Below are 15,794 nucleotides of genomic sequence, written 5' to 3' on the forward strand. Positions count from 1 at the left end.
TTGGACAAGGTTTTAGTCATCTTTTTTGAAAAAGGAACTTACCTTTTCAAGGTTGATTTGATAATAGTTACCGGAGAGTCTTATTTTTGCACTAGTCTCAACCTTTCCCTACTCTGATGGGTCTGGATTTTCAAATTCACAATTCTTAAACCTTCACCATTATGCGCAAGATTTACCTGTTTCTCTTGTTGGCCGTGCTGGCTTTGCCCGCTTCGGCTACCGTCCGCTATGTCGATGCCAATCGACCCGACAACGCCGGCAACGGACTTTCCTGGGCCACGGCCCACAAGCACTTGCAATCCGCCTTATCGGCGGCTACCGACGGCGACCAAATCTGGGTAGCCAAGGGTACTTACAAACCCACCACTGACCCGAACGACCGCACTGCTTCTTTTGTCATGAAAGAGGGCGTAGCAATTTATGGCGGTTTCACCAGCGGCCAGATGAACCTGAATGACCGTAATACCGACCCAGCCAGTAACGGCACGGTGTTGAGCGGAGATATCGATGGCGACGGCAAGCTTAGCGGTAATAGTCTGCATATAGTTTACAATGTGGGGGTTAAGTCTTATTTGGATGGGTTTGCCATCAGCGGGAGCAACGATTATGATTTTGGCTATAATGGCGTCCCCTCGAAGGGCAGCGCTGTGTACATCGAGTCATCCAGCCCGACGATCAACCGCTGCCTGATCGAGAAGAACAATTCAAGGGAAGATGGCGGCGCGATATATATTAAAGATGGCAATCCCCATATCTCAAACTGCACGTTTCGGGGCAATGCCTCGGGCACTACCGGAGGAGCAATCTACAGCAGCGGCGGGAGCCCGATAATCACGGGTTGTTTTTTTGAATTCAACATAACTACCTCGTATGATGGCGGGGCGATCTATCTCGCGAAGGCTGGCCCCTCGACGGAAATCAGAGATTGCAAGTTCGCGAGCAACCAGAGTTTTTATAGCGGCGGAGCGATCTACAAATCTGATGGTAGCCTAAAATTAAGCAACTCTTCATTTGAATTGAACAAAACTGTATTCGGCAGGTCAATCTCCGGAGGAGCGATAGTCAACGGCGGTAACATTCGAATTGACAACTGCCAGTTTATGAAAAATAGTACCGCGGGAACAGGCGGAGCACTATTTACCACAGGGAATGATTGCGAGATTACTAACTCCATATTTAAAAACAATAATTCTTTATTGGGAGGAGGCGCGTTACAGTTTGGTGGAAATCTCGTAGCCAGCAACTGCCTATTCCAGAACAACACCTCGTCTTTCGGGGGAGCAGTAAACATCGGAAGCGGTACGCCCCGCTTCTACAATTGCTCATTTTTAGGAAATTCTGCGAATGCTTACCAAAACAATAATATCAAAGGTGGAGCAGCCCTCTATAATCGCGGCAATGGTAGTCCTCAGCTCGTCAATTGTGCGCTGTGGGATAATAACGGTGCTAACACATTTGACTATGAAGCGGGTTCGGGTGTCCTTGCTACTGTTACTTACTCTGTACTTGACGCATCCGTGACGGGCTATACCAGCGGTCTTGGAGGTATAACCTACATCAAGGTTAACCAATCGCCCTTTATCTCCGACACTGACGCTCGCCTACGCCCCGGTTCTCCCGCCATCGACGCGGGCCTTAACTCAGCGAATTCTACCACTACCGACCTGGCGGGCAACCAACGGATAATCAATGGTACTATCGACATGGGGGCTTATGAATTCAGAGACCCGGCGAGCTTTGTCATTACGGGTGTCAGCGGCGTAAACTGCCAGGAACTCTCGCCCACCGCGCGGCAGCTCACTTTTACACCCACTTATTCAGGCACGGATGGTTCACCGATTACTTTTTCAGTGTACGGAGAACTAGCCGATACCCAGGCCCCCGGCCCCTATAGCATAAAACTTTACAAAGACAATCCGACTATAACGTTGATTGCGAAACAAGGAAATGGGGGAGAGTCCCGGTATCAATACGATTGGTTGGCGACTTGCGGTACCACGCCCCCTCCGCCCCCTCCAACGCCAGGTAACTTCGCTATTACGGGTGTCAGCGGCGTAAACTGCCAGGAACTCTCGCCCACCGCGCGGCAGCTCACTTTTACTCCTACATATTCGGGAGCAGACGGCTCACCAATCACCTTCTCAGTTTATGGGGAATTAGCCGATACCCAGGCTCCCGGTCCTTATAGCATAAGGCTTTACAAAGATAATCCGACTATTGCGCTGAATGCCAGTCAGAATGGGAAACAGTCGCGCTTTCAGTACGATTGGCTGGCGGCTTGCGGTACTACCCCGCCCCCACCGCCCCCGGTGAGTGGCTTTGCGATCACGGGTGTGACAGGGGTCGACTGCCAAATCCTGTCATCCACGGCGCGTCAACTTACCTTCACGCCTACTTATCAGGGCGACAACGGTTCACCCATCAACTTCTCAGTATACGGAGAATTGGCAGATACCCACGCTCCTGGTCCTTACAGTCTGCGGTTATACATCGATAACCCGAGCATTACCCTTTTTGCCTTTCAGAACGGTATCAGTGAGCGAGTTCGATTTGAGTTTAATTGGCTGAATGTCTGTAATACAGCCGCGGCGCGACTAGCCGTTGCCGAAGAGCCTGGCTCAGAATTGCAAGTGAAAGTACTGGGGAATCCCGTTGAGAATGGCGTGTTGAAAATGGAAGTACGCGGGGCACACGGCCAGCCACTCACTATCCAATTGAATGACTTGAACGGTCGCCTGATCGATGAACATCGGATAGAACAGGCCGAGTCTGTTGAAAGCCATTCATTGGCTATTAGTCAGCAAGCAGCGGGTATACTGTTACTTCGAGCCACCACACCCGATCGGAGTCAGACAGTGAAGGTGCTGAATGTCCGGTAACGTAGTCTGTGAGATAGGCGGTGATTTGAAAGAGAAGGCTACGTCGTGGCCTTCTCTTTTCTATTCAAGCCCGTATCGAAATTTTGTTATATAAATCGATCATATGCTTCGCTAGACCAACCACCGATCTAGCCACCCAAAAGCCTCTTCCTGCATAGCCTTGTCGAACTTGTGCGGCCCGTCGTAGAAGCTGGTTTTGTAAGCGTCGCTGGCTTTGGCGATTTTGTAAACCTCTTTCAATATCTCGTCGCTCTTCTGCATTTCGGGAAGGGTGAAAAGCTGATCCTCGCGGTTACTGAGTACCAGCGTGGGGCGCGGGGTGCGCAAACCCATGATTTCGGAAAATTCCAGGTAGTTGGATAGCAGCGGCGTATAAATCATCCAGGTATGGGTATAGGCCTTGTTAAGGAGCAGATCACTCCAGGTCGTCATGAAGCCGACGGGTACGGCGCACTTCACGCGCTGATCAAGGCCGCCGAGGTAAACCGTCCGTAAGCCGCCACCCGACAGCCCCATGCAGCCGAGTCGATTGGGATCAACCTCGGGTCGCTGGCTGAGGATGGTGAGCGCCATCTGGTCTTCCGCCAGCGTGACGCCCGGCCAGGTAGTTCCGGCGCAGAACAGCGACTTGGACATGATGTGCTCATGGTCGCTTGCCCAGGCGTTGTAGGCAGCAATTTCCTCAGGGGTACTTATCTGAGCATCTGATTTTTTTTCCTTAGCGTAATTCGGCCCCCAGGTGATCCCGTCCACGTCCTCATAATGTACCCGACGGCTGCCAAAGGTGAACACATCGTGTACCAGCACCGCATAGCCGCTCTTGGCGAGTTCGTTGGCCCAGGCGCGGCCTTCGTAATACTGCTCCCGGTGCCGGGTCATCAGCGGGTTAGGTGTTTCGCTGGTCACGGCAATCTTGTCCCAGCCGAAGTATTTGTTACCCCCATGATCGTGCAGACCCAGTACGGCAGGTAACGGATTTTTAACCCCCGCTGGTTTTAAAAATACCGCTTTGGTAGGGCGCCCGTGAGGTAGTTGCCACGATAACTCTTCAATCTCCAACCCGTCGAACACGTATTTTTTCTCCACCGTTACTTTGGGTACGGAGTGTACCGGTGGGCTGGCCACGAGCTCGTTGACTTTGGCTAGCGCTTCTTTGCGCCATGCATCCAGGCTTTTACTGCGGTTGGCGCGAAGCGAAAGTTGGGGGGGACTGGGCCTGAGCCCGGCAGCCCAGGAGCCGTACTGGCCAATAATGCTTTTGGTAGGATCGGGGAGTGTCACGGAGGTAGTTTCTACTGCAAAATTTCTGAAAAAATCCAGTGGTGCTGCCTGGGCAGCGAGAGGCACGGCAACAGCCAAACCAGCGGAGTTTTTTACGAATTGGCGGCGAGTCGTAGCGGCTTTTTTATTAAGCAAGAGGAAGGGGATTTAGATACTAGGCTCAATGGAAAAACAAAACCATCACCGCCATGAATAATGGAGCCCCAATTGTGGCAGCGAAATGACGGCATTCTCCGATATGGGATAGGTGGGACGCAGCATATACAGGCCCACATCGGCTTTGAGTTGGCGCGTGAGGCGGAAGCTGACGCCCGGCATCAGGGCCACAAACTGCCAACCCCGGCGGTAGGTCTGCCCGCTTTCCTGTCCCATAAGATAAGAGGCCTCTACAAAGGGTGAAAAAGCCGTGGTACTTATATGGTAGCGCACCATGGGGCCGACGGCCCAGCCCGTAAGCGGGGACTCGATAGGAGTAATGGTCGAGTACGCGCCAAAGCCCACGGCTCCGATTAAAAAGCGATCGGCGACGAAGAGGCCACCCCGTGCCGCCACGTTGGCAAAAGTACCCCCCGTCTGGTAAGGAATAGCCACGCCCGAAAAACCCGCAATTATGGAGCCCGCCTGGAAGTCAGGTCGGTTGCCGGTCCGCTTGCCGACGACAGGCATATTGTACGGACTCATATAGTTACCCGCGCGTTTCCAGTTGAGGCTCTGTTTGTATCCTACCTGCAGGGCCAGGTAGCTGCCTTTACTCACGACATCGGCCTGGTAGTTGACACCATTGAGTTCGAGTTCTTTGGTGGAAATGCGGAAAAGATCGCGAAAGCCTTGGCTATAAAGTACATTGACGGTTAACGATTTGTACTGACTAAGTTTGTAATCCAGTCCGGTGCGGAAGGAAAGTGCCAGGCCATTGTTACGGGTGTGGGCGCTTTCAAGTTCGTACTGATATACATCGCCGGGCCATTGGCCGTCCACTTTAGGGTCATTCTGCTCGCGCACGTAGCCATCGTAGCGGTTGACGATGTAGTTGACATCGGCCCCGGCGGTCAGGATCAGGCGGCGCCAGAGGAGTTTGGAGTTATACGTAACGCCAACGTTAAGGTTGGCCGGAGAGAACTGCGTGTAGCCATCGTTACGGCCCCAGCCATTGACCGCCCGCGTGACTGAATCACGCGCGATGAATTTAGTTCGCGTCCCGACTTTCAGGTTCGCCGTGCGAACGCCCATGCGCAATGAAAAATTTGGTGTCAGGCTACGCTCAAGGGTGAGGTCATAAGACGCACCGAAACGGTCGGGTGCCTCGAACTTGCCGTTCGGTAGCGGCTTATCGGAATACAGGGTGTTGTAGGAGAGCGATGGCCCGAGCGAGACGCCCAGCCGCCACGGACTTTGGGCCGAGGCCCGTTCGGCGGTGATCAGGACTAACAATACCGATAAAATAAGTAAAGTCTTTTTCATACACACTGCCGTAACGTTCTGAATTTTAGCCCTAAAATAGGTACTAGCGGGGTAAATTGCTACAATATTTTGCTAAAACTTAGGGGGAAATGTTTTGTGATTCAAAAGGGAATACGCATTTTCTCGCCCAATTAGGGCACCTCATTGATAAGGCTATCAATTTTCACTAAGAAAGACCATGAAAAAAACATGCATGACCTGGCTGCTCGCATGGGTGACAGTGACCACTTTCGCGCAGCAAATAAATCCGTCGACCAATCCAGCCGAATGTACTGAAGCTTTCTTCAGGGCTCTTTTGGATGAGAATGCCAGGGACATGCGCGCCCTATTGACGATCGATTTCGCCATCGTGAGCTTCGATGGATCGCTGGTGGATGGTCAATCGCTGGCCGAGGCGATGAATGGCGGCTATATCAAAATAGAGACCGGGATGATTTCCGCTACCAGCACCCGCACCTATGGCGACACCGGCATCGTGACAGGTACCTGGCGGGCAAGGGGAACCGTGCAGGGCATTCGTTTCGATAACACGCTGGCGTTTACCAGCGTGTGCGTCCGGCAGGGTGGAGCCTGGAAAGTGGCATCGGTGCAGATGACGCCGACGATGTAGGGAGAGCTTATTCCACCACGCCTACATAGTTGAATGGGGTGATATGGCGAAGTTCTTCGCGTACGGCCTCTGACACATCTAATGTTTCGATGAAGCGCGTCATCGTGTCGTGCGTAACCTGCTGATTGGTTCGGGTAAGTTCTTTGAGGGCTTCATAGGGTTTTGGATAGCCCTCGCGGCGCAGGATCGTCTGAATCGCCTCCGACACCACCACCCAGTTTTCTTCCAGTTCGGCCCGGATGACCTGTTCGTTGATTTCCAGCTTACCCAGTCCTTTCAGTAACGAATGCAGCGCGATGACCTGGTGAGCGATGGGAACGCCCACATTGCGTAGCACAGTCGAATCGGTCAGGTCTCTCTGTAAGCGCGAAATGGGTAGTTTGGAAGAAAAGTGTTCAAACAGCGCGTTCGCGATGCCGAGGTTGCCTTCTGAATTCTCAAAATCAATGGGGTTCACTTTGTGCGGCATGGCCGAAGAGCCAATTTCACCCGCCTTAATTTTTTGTTTGAAAAAGTGCATCGAAATGTACGTCCACACGTCGCGGTTCAAGTCCAGCAGGATATTGTTCAGGCGCTTCAAGCCATCGAAGGTGGCAGCCAGATTGTCGTAATGCTCGATTTGCGTAGTGTGGCGGCTGCGCTTTAAGCCCAGGCCTTCTACAAAGTGGTGCGCAAACTGCATCCAGTCCACGTCAGGATAAGCCACGTGGTGGGCGTTAAAGTTGCCCGTCGCCCCACCAAACTTGGCCGAGTAGGGTACCTGATCCAGCAGCTCGAATTGCCGCTCCAGCCTTTCCACAAACACCAGAAACTCCTTGCCGACCCGGGTTGGCGAGGCGGGCTGACCGTGCGTGTAAGCCAGCATGGGTACGTTGCGCCACTCGATGCTCATGCGCTTCAGCACAAAAAGTACCTGCCGGAAGAGCGGTTTCACCTGCCGTTCCAGCGCATCTTTGAGCGAGAGAGGAATAGCCGTGTTGTTGATGTCCTGCGAAGTCAGGCCGAAGTGAATGAATTCCAGGTATTTGCCCAGGTCGATGCTCTCGAATTTTTCTTTGAGAAAGTACTCCACCGCTTTTACATCGTGATTGGTAGTTTTCTCAATCTCCTTAATTTTCAGCGCGTCGGCTTCATTAAAATCCTTGTAGATATCGCGAAGTTTCGGGTAGAAACTCTCGCCTACCTCGCTTAATTGGGGCAGCGGCAGTTCGCAGAGCGCGATGAAATATTCTACTTCTACCATTACCCGATAGTAGATGAGGGCGTATTCAGAAAAGTAGGAGGAAAGCTCGGTAACTTGCTTATGGTAGCGGCCATCCACGGGAGAAATAGCCGTCAGTTGATTCAGATTCATATTCGGGTGGGTCAAGTTTTGGAAAAGGCAAAGGTAAGACAATTAGCCCTTCGAGTGGTCAAGGTTGGTGATTAGAAGCAGCAGCCTTGCTTGAATGATAAGTAAAGATGTACTCTCTCAACACTTTTTAGGGATAATTCAAGGTCAAAACTTACAAGTCCAGGCATTCTCAATTATTAACTCTCCAATAAAAAATGACCTCTTCTCCCTTTCTTGGTGAATTACTAGGTACACTCGTACTCATGCTGCTAGGCGACGGCGTCGTAGCCAACGTAGTTTTGAAGCAAACCAAAGGCAATGGCGGCGGTTGGATCGTGATCGCCACGGGCTGGGGGCTGGCGGTGCTGATGGGTATTTTCACGGCGCAGGCCTTCGGTAGTCCCGAGGCACACATCAACCCCGCAGTGACGCTGGGCAACGCCGTTATGTCGGGTGACTATTCCAATGTACTGAGTTTCATTACGGCGCAGATGATCGGGGCATTTCTGGGGGCAGTGCTGGTCTGGATTCACTATATGCCGCACTGGGCGGCCACCGAAGACCCCGCCGACAAGCTCGCCTGCTTCGCCACCGGTCCCGCCATCCGGGCCACCGGCCCCAATTTTGTGAGCGAAGTACTGGCCACCCTCTTCCTCATTGTCGGGCTCTACGGCATCGGCCAAACCGAAGCCATTCCACCGGGCTTTGGCCCTTATCTGGTTGGAATGCTGGTATGGAGCATTGGCCTGTCACTGGGCGGTCCCACGGGCTACGCGGTGAACCCCGCCCGTGACCTCGGCCCGCGTGTGGCCCATGCGTTGCTGCCCATTGCGGGCAAAGGTCCATCAGACTGGGCGTACGGCTGGATTCCCGTTGTCGGGCCTTTTGTAGGAGCAGCGGTGGCGGCGGTACTTTTAGGGCTATTCAGTGTGTAGAAGGACGTTTTTTTAGGTTGACAAGCGGAAGGGATTTCGACTGATATGAAATAATAGACTTACCTTTTCTGCCTTGGTTTTATACAATGGTGCCGATCGGTCTGACCGAAAGGATATTTCTCAACGCCAACGTATAAAATTCATCCGCATGAACCCCTCATTACTTTCTCAGCAAGGAAACGTCCATATCGGCGCCTACACCGCTGTGTCTGCCGCTCAAATCGTCTTCTGCGAAGGTGACCGCAACTACACCCAGGTGTACTTCTCCGATCGCCCCAAGTTAACCTTATCCGTGACGTTGCGAATATTGCACGAGCGTCTGGGTGAGGAGGGCTTCCTGCGGGTAAGTCGTTCGGCTTTGGTCAACAAGGAGGCCATTGCGGAGTACGATGGTCAACAGTTGGTTCTGCTTGACGGCAAGATTTTGCCCGTTGCGCGACGGCGGCGTAGGTACGTGCGGCTGACGTTGCGCGGCGGACGCGTGCGAATCCTGCGCGGACTGGAACGCCAGGCGCGATAAAGCGCTTGTCGGCAATTATTTACCACCGACTACCACCTCCGTCATGTCATCCAGCACCAAATGCTTCTGGGCGATTTGCATGATATCCTCGGCGGTGGTAGCATGGATTTGCCGGATGTAGCGGTCGTAAAAGTCAGCGGGCAGGCCGTCCGTGATGAGTATTTTCTGGCGGTCAGCCACATCGAAGGCCGTGTTGAGCGATCCGGCGAATTCGCCGGCCAGGAAATTCTTGACAGTACGGAGTTCTTCTTTGGGCACAGGTATCGTTTGCAGGATAGCAATCTCCTTCCGGATTTCGTCCAGGGTTTGTTGGGTGAATTCTTTCTTCACGTCGGTGCTGACAACGAAATAGCCATCCTCCCGGAAAGCATAGGCATTGGACGAGATTCCGTAGGTCAAGCCTTTTTCTTCCCGGATATTCTTCATTAATCTTGATCCAAAGTACCCTCCCAGAATCTCGCTTACCACCAGCATCTGGTAGTAATCGGGGTGATGGCGGGTAAAAAGCCGCTTGCCCAGTCGGATAGACGACTGAATGCTTTCAGAACGCTCGACAATAGTTGTCTTTTCGCCCGGTAAAATGGGGAAGCTGGCAGCGGTGGGCTCCTCTGCATCTGCCCTTGCAGCATCTTTTCCCAAAAAAGCATTGACCGTCGCAATTTCATCCCTTCCTACTTTTCCTGATAAAATAATCCGATACCTGGAAGACTGAATGTTGCTTTGATAATGTGTCAAAGCATCTTCCCGGGCCATCGCACTGATGCTCTCTTCGGTGCGCCCTCGCCCATAGGGATGTTCCAGGCCATAGAGCTTTTCGCGGAATAGGGCCGTGGCACGGTATGCATTCTTTTCCCAGTTGACGCGGTGATTCTGTAGAGTGATATTGCGCAGATCGTCCCACTCTTTGCGGGGAAAGGTGGCTTCGGTCAGAAGTTCGTGCACGATGGGCAGTACCTCGGGCAGGAACCGCGCCAGGCAATACACCACAACTCCCGCCTGATCGAACGTGTTTTTCATTTCGGTGAAAGCGCCCACACGGTCGAACGCCTCACTGATCTCGGCTGAGGAACGCGCAGCGGTACCTTCGGTCAGCATCTTGATGGCGAAATGCGCCGCGCCGGGCTTGGCCTCCGACCAGTTTCCTGCCTCGAACATACACTCCAGCCGCACAACGGGCTGATCGCCAATATTAATGACGTGCAGCGGCAGGCCGTTGTCCAGTGTGAGCGTTTCGGCGGGGGGAAGGCTAATGCGGTCGATGACCCGGAAGGGCGGGGCGATGGTACGGTCTAAAATCATGGTTCGGGGGTAAAAAAAGAATGACATCCCATGGCGGGACGTCATTCGCAAAAGGATTTTCTAAACTAAGGTCAATTCTCCATATCTTCCAGGATCTCGGAACGGTCCTTGGCTTTTAGATTGGCCGCCAGCGAGATGCGGAGCGTCTGAGCCAGCGGGCTACCCTGCCGCTGGGGGAGGAGATAGGCAAAATCGACATTGTATTTTTGCTGGAAACGAGCGCCAAAGCCTACGGTAAAGTACTTGCGGTCGCCTTTCATGCGGCTCTCGCTAAAATATCCGAAGCGAGCAGCGAAGATGTCATTGTACCAGTACTCGACTCCCGTCGAAATCATAACTTCTTTCAACTCTTCATTAAAGCCATCGGGCGCATCGGCAAACGAACCAAAAATGCCACCCAGCAGTGAAAGGTCTTTCGGATCGCGACCGCGAGTTACAGTTGACACCCCGTTTACCATCGTATATACGGGCGGCGTGGGAACCATCAGCTTATTGGCATCTAGCACAAAATTGAAACGGTTACGGCCATCGGCAGTGTAAGAAATTCCGGTACCCAGCTTGAAATTGGTAGGAATGAAGTACTTGTCATCACTACCGTAAGACACCTTGCCACCCAGGTTGGAGATCATGGCACCCCACGACCAGGTCAGGCTGCTGCCGATTTCATCGTTTTTGTACTCTTTTTTGTAGTAAGCACTGATGTCACCCGCCGCTGTTTGAGCGGGACTAATGGAAACTCCGTTGACCAGGCCAGTGCCCGCCAGGTTGGAGTTGATGTATTTCAGCGTTAGGCCCAGTGAGAAATTCTCCCCCAGTTGCCGACCATAAGTCAGACCCGCCATAAGCTCACGCGAGGGGAAAGTACCTGTGAGACTTCCCTGCTGGTTTCTGAATTCCAGCTGACCCAGATCGAAATAATTGACTTGTAGGGCGATTACCTGGCCCTTTGCCACCTTCTTGTAGGCCGAAAGGTAGGTGAAGTACATGTCGTCGGTCAGGTTGCGCAGCCATGGAGTATAGGAAAGCGAAACCCCGAAATCATCCTTGAGATAAGGTAGTTTGGCCGGATTCCAATAGGTGGCGTTAGCATCAGGGCTGAGGGCTACGCCGGCATCACCAAGGGCGGCAGAGCGAGCGTCTGGCGCAAAATTGAGGAAGGCCAGCGAGGTAACAGGGATTCGATTGGTTGTATCCTGTCCCGTAACCTGCGGATTTTGGCCTTTTACGGTCGTGACACCCCCGCAAAGGAGTAGAACGGAGGATAAACTAACGAAAAAACGATTCATATTTCCTTGGTTTGACTGTGTAAGGGCAATGACAAATTTTCAGATAACGGGATTCAAATTTACGACGAAAGTAACGAAACCATCAAAATTAATGCACGAATTTGGCGCAACTAGCGGACATGCAGTAGTTTTCCTCCGCGTCGGTCGGTTGTTTGATCTTTGGTAGAACGTATTTGCAAGTCGTATAAGTATAGGATTCTTCCGGGAAAAGCTAAAGCATTATTCGGGCCAAATTTTAGCATTTCGGTAATATTCGGCTCGCTATTGTAATAAATCTGGCGGGAAGTATGGATAACCTGGCCGGATAAAGTTATCAAACGGACAGTTATCTCCACATCTTCTCCGGGTCGGTCGTGCGTAATTTTAAAAGAAAGCTGATCGTCGAACGGATTGGGGAAGAAGTCAGCGGCATCCAATCTGATGCCCGCCGAAGCTCCCACTGTAAATCGCAACGTAGTTTCAGTGGAATTCGTGTAGGTATCCCAGACTTTCACTCGTAAAATGTAGCTTCCCGGCGACAATTCGTCCAGCGGGAAGCGTATCCTCCCCCGCCGGAAGTCGTCGGTCTGCGCCTGGAAGTAATCATTGAGCACAAAAGTGGTGGTATCGTTGAGCGTCGCGGTCAGGTCCTGGCCCAAACCTGCTGAAGACACGCTGATGCCGCTGGCATCGAAGGCTTTCACCCATAAAACCGAATTGGCCGGCACTGTCTGCCCGTCACGGAAAGTACTGTCGTTGAGGTAGGCGGTCAACTCCGGCGGCGTGCGATCCGTCGCCTCCGTCACGGCCCCACCCACCGTTACGTCAAGTTGCGCGGCGGCATCGGCCAGGCTATCGCTTCGGAGGGCATACACGCTCACCCGTCCGGTGCCAAAACGGTAATCGATGTTACGGGGCACCACAAAGCTGAGCGCAAATTGTCCGTGCTGCACCGTAGCCTGGCCTTCGTAAAGCTTGTTGCGAAGTTCGTCGTAGGCGGCCACGGCACCCCCTTCGCCGTTGGTACGGAAGCGGACGGGTTTATCATAAATCGTCACGAAAGCCTTTCCGTCGAAGGTATCGGCTACTTTTTCGTTTTGTAGAATACTTCCCCGAAGCGTAACCTGCCGCAACGCGCTGAGCGTATCGGGCGCTGCCGCCCAGGTGACTTCGTAGGGAGGGCGTGCCAGTGGCATCGACGGGTCGCCAAGTAGCGCAAAGTTCCGGTTCAGGCTACCACTCAGGCTGTTGTTTTTGGTCGATTTCATCAAGTCACCCAGGCGGGTGGTGCCGTCAGCAGCGTTCAGGGCTTCATAAAAGGCTTGATTCAGGGAAAAATTAGTACTCGAAAACACGGGCCGCGTGGTAGTTAGCGCCCCGATAGCCGCCCCGCGCGGGCTGAGTACCATGAGTTCGGCCCCGGAAACCAGAGCGGGGTCATCGTAGCGGCCAAACTCACAGGTGGCCGTCAGCAGCAGCGGCAGGTTGTTGTAGCCGCGGGCGTTCTGCATATCGGCCAGGGTCAGGATCTGCTCCTCGGCCCAGCCCGTTGTGCCGCCATGACCGGTGTAGTTCAGGATGAGTGTTCCCTCATTAATGCGCTGCCGGATAGTGGCGTTCAGGTCGGGTACTTTGGCCCCTTCGGGAGAACTGACGTGCGGATAAGCATCCACAAAAAGCCGTTGAGTCAGAAATTTGTCCCCAATCTGCTTCGCCAGCAAATCGGCGTGCTGCTGGTGAATGTTGCCGTCGCCGTCGTCGGCTACGAAGCTGATACGGTTGCGCCATTTGCCCAGCGTTTGGGGTGAGGCGGTGTAATGTATCAATTTGTCCACAACCACGCGGGCTTCCTCCGGGGTCTTTACGGGCAAGCGCCCTATGCCGATATCCAACAAGTGGTCACCCGCCGAGTTTTCACGCCATTCTCCCTCATTTTCCTGCAAAAAACCAAAGTAATCATCAGAAGAATACGTGTAAACCGGGTGCAGCGATTCGCGGCTTTCGTACACCGGCACCCAGCGTTGCTGTTGCGTAGCCGACTGTATTCCACCACGATTTCGGTAGTCATAGGTAGCATCGCCGAAGAGCAGGAGGTACTTCAGGCGGTCAGGATTCTGTTGGTATAAGTACCTGGCAAAATCCCGGATGGCCGTCGGATCGGGTTTGCCCGAAGCGAATTCGTTGAATATCTGATCGGTGGTCACCACTACTACTGTGAGCCCATCATGCTTTTCGCGGAATTGCGCGAGCCGGGCGGCTTCGTTTTGCCAGGCTTTGGGCGTGACGATGAGCAGTTCGGGAACGGATAGAGCATGAATATTCTGGTTCGCAATTTTCTGCCAGGCGGCGGGTTCCAAGGTTTGCTGAGGAGAAAATCCAGCGTACGTGCGAACGCTCCGCCCATCGTTGGCGCCAAATTTTGCTGTGCCATCGGTGGTGCGTTCCAACACGGCGCGGTGTGGTTGCTGTGGATTGGAGATATCCCACCACTGCCAATCTTGAGGGATATCTTTTAGTAAATAAGAAACGGTCTTCGAACCCGAAGGCCGGAAGCGATAGATCTGTTGCGCAGCATAGGCACGAAGCTGCCTTCGGGTCTGCAAAGCGGCGAAATCGAGATAAGCCTGCGCGTTGCTTTGGCCGTTTTTATCAAAATTCAGGGAGATGTTGAAGACGGTCGGCGGTGTACTGCCGACAACGAAAGCGTAGTTTTTTTCGCTGCGTTGCGCTTTTAAATCGTAACGGTAGGTACTTACTGCACCCTGTGTCTGCTCGCCGATGTCCTGCCCGTTGACCTGCCAGCGGAAGCGGGTCGCGACCTGAGCTGTGGCGATGCCGGCGCCCCGCAGGATCGCCGCCGAACCCAGTACTACACCCGGCAGGTCGGCTTTCAGCGATAGTTGCCCCGATAATCCCAGGTACTCGCCCCACCATTCCCGGCCGGATTGCAGTAGGTTAACGGTCTCCTCTTCGTGAAACCAGTAATCGTCGAACTGATCTACGGGAGTGCCCCCCACATTCTGCGAAGCGACGTCCGCGACACGTTTGCCTGCGGAGGCACCGATCTTCAGGTAGTAGTAGCTGCTATCGGTGTAGGAATTGATCTCGTGAAAAAAAGAATTCTGTACAGAATCGTATCGTATCGTCCGTGGCCCCTCGGCGTAAAAATAAATCGCGTCTTGTTCGTCGAAGCGCCCGTCCTCCTCGCCCGCCACCCAAATAGCGTTGGGGAGTAAATCGATCGGTCGTGCTGCGGCGTTGTTTTGCGGCAACACGCCGCCTCCATTGCCGTATATTTGCAGATTTCCGGGATTTAGCTTCGACGGGTCGATCCCCATTTTTCGCAGAAAACCGGCACCCACGCGATGCACACCCGACTGCGTAACGGCTATTTTGTACCAGGTACCTTCCGCCAATACGGAGGTAGTTTGGGCGTGAGAAGGCTGAATCAGAGCCGCGCCCAGAAGCAACCAGCCGAATAGCATGCGCAGGTTGGAGCAGAATCGCCTGTCTAGAAATTTTTCACTTTCATCTTTCAATTTTCGACCAAAACAAGAGCGTGGGCGGGAATCGTGTAGCGGCGTTTTGATACTCTTTCAAAACACAGCACGCGGGTACGCCGCAGCGGGCCGCGGGTGAATTCCCTTTGCTGGAAAACGAAATTTACGCCTTCGCTTAGGTGCAAAAGGGTAGTTTTGTTAGCATCGGATGGTACAGCATCGCCGGATTCTGCTCCGGTTGTGCTGTATTTGGCCAGAGCCAGCATCAGGGAGGCATCGCTGCCAGTAGATGCTTTGGGATTTGTTGCGTAGCGTTGTAGGGGACTTAGAACATCGTCGGGAAAACAGCTTTCATTCAAAACCGGAAGGAGCAAGTCTTTGAATGCTACCTTCCACTCCCGGCCATGCGGGGCTATTTTTTTTCGGGGGAAGGCGCTGTACGCCACGTGATGCGCCACCTCGTGCAGGTAGGTAATTAGAAAGTTATACGGATTGAGGTTGGCGTTAAGCGTGATGCGCGGGCGTTGATTGGGTTTCTTGGTGAAGTCGCCGAGCCGAGTGCGGCGGGGACGCACAATGCGCAACTCGAACTGATACCGTTCCCACAACGCAATGCAGTAGGGTAGGGCTTCTCCTGGCAAGTAGGGTGCCAGCGTCCTGCTTTTTTCCATGAATCAAAAATAATGGGCTTGGGGGCATTGCCGGACCGAA

General features: G+C 53.2%; 11 protein-coding genes. 4 read left to right on the plus strand and 7 right to left on the minus strand.

From position 1 onward, the window contains the following. The first annotated feature begins 161 nt into the window (after positions 1-161). Positions 162-2,879 carry a choice-of-anchor Q domain-containing protein gene (locus IE117_RS01135; RefSeq protein ID WP_189562518.1) on the plus strand — a complete coding sequence of 906 codons (2,718 nt, stop codon included), beginning with the start codon at positions 162-164 and terminating at the stop codon, positions 2,877-2,879. 111 nt (positions 2,880-2,990) lie between these two features. On the opposite strand, the gene IE117_RS01140 is transcribed toward IE117_RS01135, so the two are convergent. Both IE117_RS01140 and IE117_RS01145 read right to left on the minus strand, forming a co-directional pair. After that, entirely contained in the window at positions 2,991-4,295 is a 1,305-nt protein-coding gene (locus IE117_RS01140) for an alpha/beta hydrolase family protein (RefSeq protein WP_189562519.1), read from the minus strand. Positions 4,296-4,340: 45 nt separating this feature from the next. Continuing rightward, positions 4,341-5,621 (minus strand): hypothetical protein, encoded by a 1,281-nt coding sequence (locus IE117_RS01145; RefSeq protein ID WP_189562520.1) that lies wholly within the window; start codon positions 5,619-5,621, stop codon positions 4,341-4,343. A 178-nt stretch (positions 5,622-5,799) separates the two neighbouring features. Here IE117_RS01145 and IE117_RS01150 point away from each other — a divergent pair, with 178 nt between their 5' ends. Beyond that, positions 5,800-6,231, plus strand: coding sequence for a nuclear transport factor 2 family protein (locus tag IE117_RS01150; RefSeq protein WP_189562521.1), 432 nt, complete (start codon positions 5,800-5,802; stop codon positions 6,229-6,231). Between the two features lie 7 nt (positions 6,232-6,238). On the opposite strand, the gene purB is transcribed toward IE117_RS01150, so the two are convergent. Continuing rightward, positions 6,239-7,585 carry an adenylosuccinate lyase gene (gene purB / locus IE117_RS01155; protein WP_189562522.1) on the minus strand — a complete coding sequence of 449 codons (1,347 nt, stop codon included), beginning with the start codon at positions 7,583-7,585 and terminating at the stop codon, positions 6,239-6,241. Positions 7,586-7,779: 194 nt separating this feature from the next. Here purB and IE117_RS01160 point away from each other — a divergent pair, with 194 nt between their 5' ends. Continuing rightward, positions 7,780-8,499 (plus strand): MIP/aquaporin family protein, encoded by a 720-nt coding sequence (locus tag IE117_RS01160; RefSeq protein WP_189562523.1) that lies wholly within the window; start codon positions 7,780-7,782, stop codon positions 8,497-8,499. A gap of 148 nt (positions 8,500-8,647) precedes the next feature. Further along, on the plus strand, positions 8,648-9,019 hold the full coding sequence (locus IE117_RS01165) for a LytR/AlgR family response regulator transcription factor (RefSeq protein WP_189562524.1): 372 nt from the start codon (positions 8,648-8,650) through the stop codon (positions 9,017-9,019). A gap of 15 nt (positions 9,020-9,034) precedes the next feature. Here IE117_RS01165 and IE117_RS01170 read toward each other — a convergent pair whose 3' ends face one another. From IE117_RS01170 to IE117_RS01185, 4 genes are all read right to left on the minus strand, one after another. Next, entirely contained in the window at positions 9,035-10,318 is a 1,284-nt protein-coding gene (locus tag IE117_RS01170; RefSeq protein ID WP_189562525.1) for a M16 family metallopeptidase, read from the minus strand. A 71-nt stretch (positions 10,319-10,389) separates the two neighbouring features. Further along, positions 10,390-11,604, minus strand: coding sequence for a type IX secretion system outer membrane channel protein PorV (gene porV, locus IE117_RS01175; protein ID WP_189562526.1), 1,215 nt, complete (start codon positions 11,602-11,604; stop codon positions 10,390-10,392). A 110-nt stretch (positions 11,605-11,714) separates the two neighbouring features. Then, the gene (porU, locus tag IE117_RS01180; RefSeq protein ID WP_229580162.1) at positions 11,715-15,122 is read right to left on the minus strand and encodes a type IX secretion system sortase PorU; all 3,408 of its coding nucleotides are present in this window, start codon (positions 15,120-15,122) and stop codon (positions 11,715-11,717) included. Beyond that, complete coding sequence (locus IE117_RS01185) at positions 15,119-15,754, minus strand: SprT family zinc-dependent metalloprotease (protein ID WP_189562527.1); 636 nt, start codon at positions 15,752-15,754, stop codon at positions 15,119-15,121. Before IE117_RS01185 ends, porU begins: the two co-directional genes overlap by 4 nt. Positions 15,755-15,794 lie beyond the last annotated feature (40 nt).

The sequence above is a fragment of the Persicitalea jodogahamensis genome (assembly GCF_014651615.1).
GTDB lineage: Bacteria > Bacteroidota > Bacteroidia > Cytophagales > Spirosomataceae > Persicitalea > Persicitalea jodogahamensis.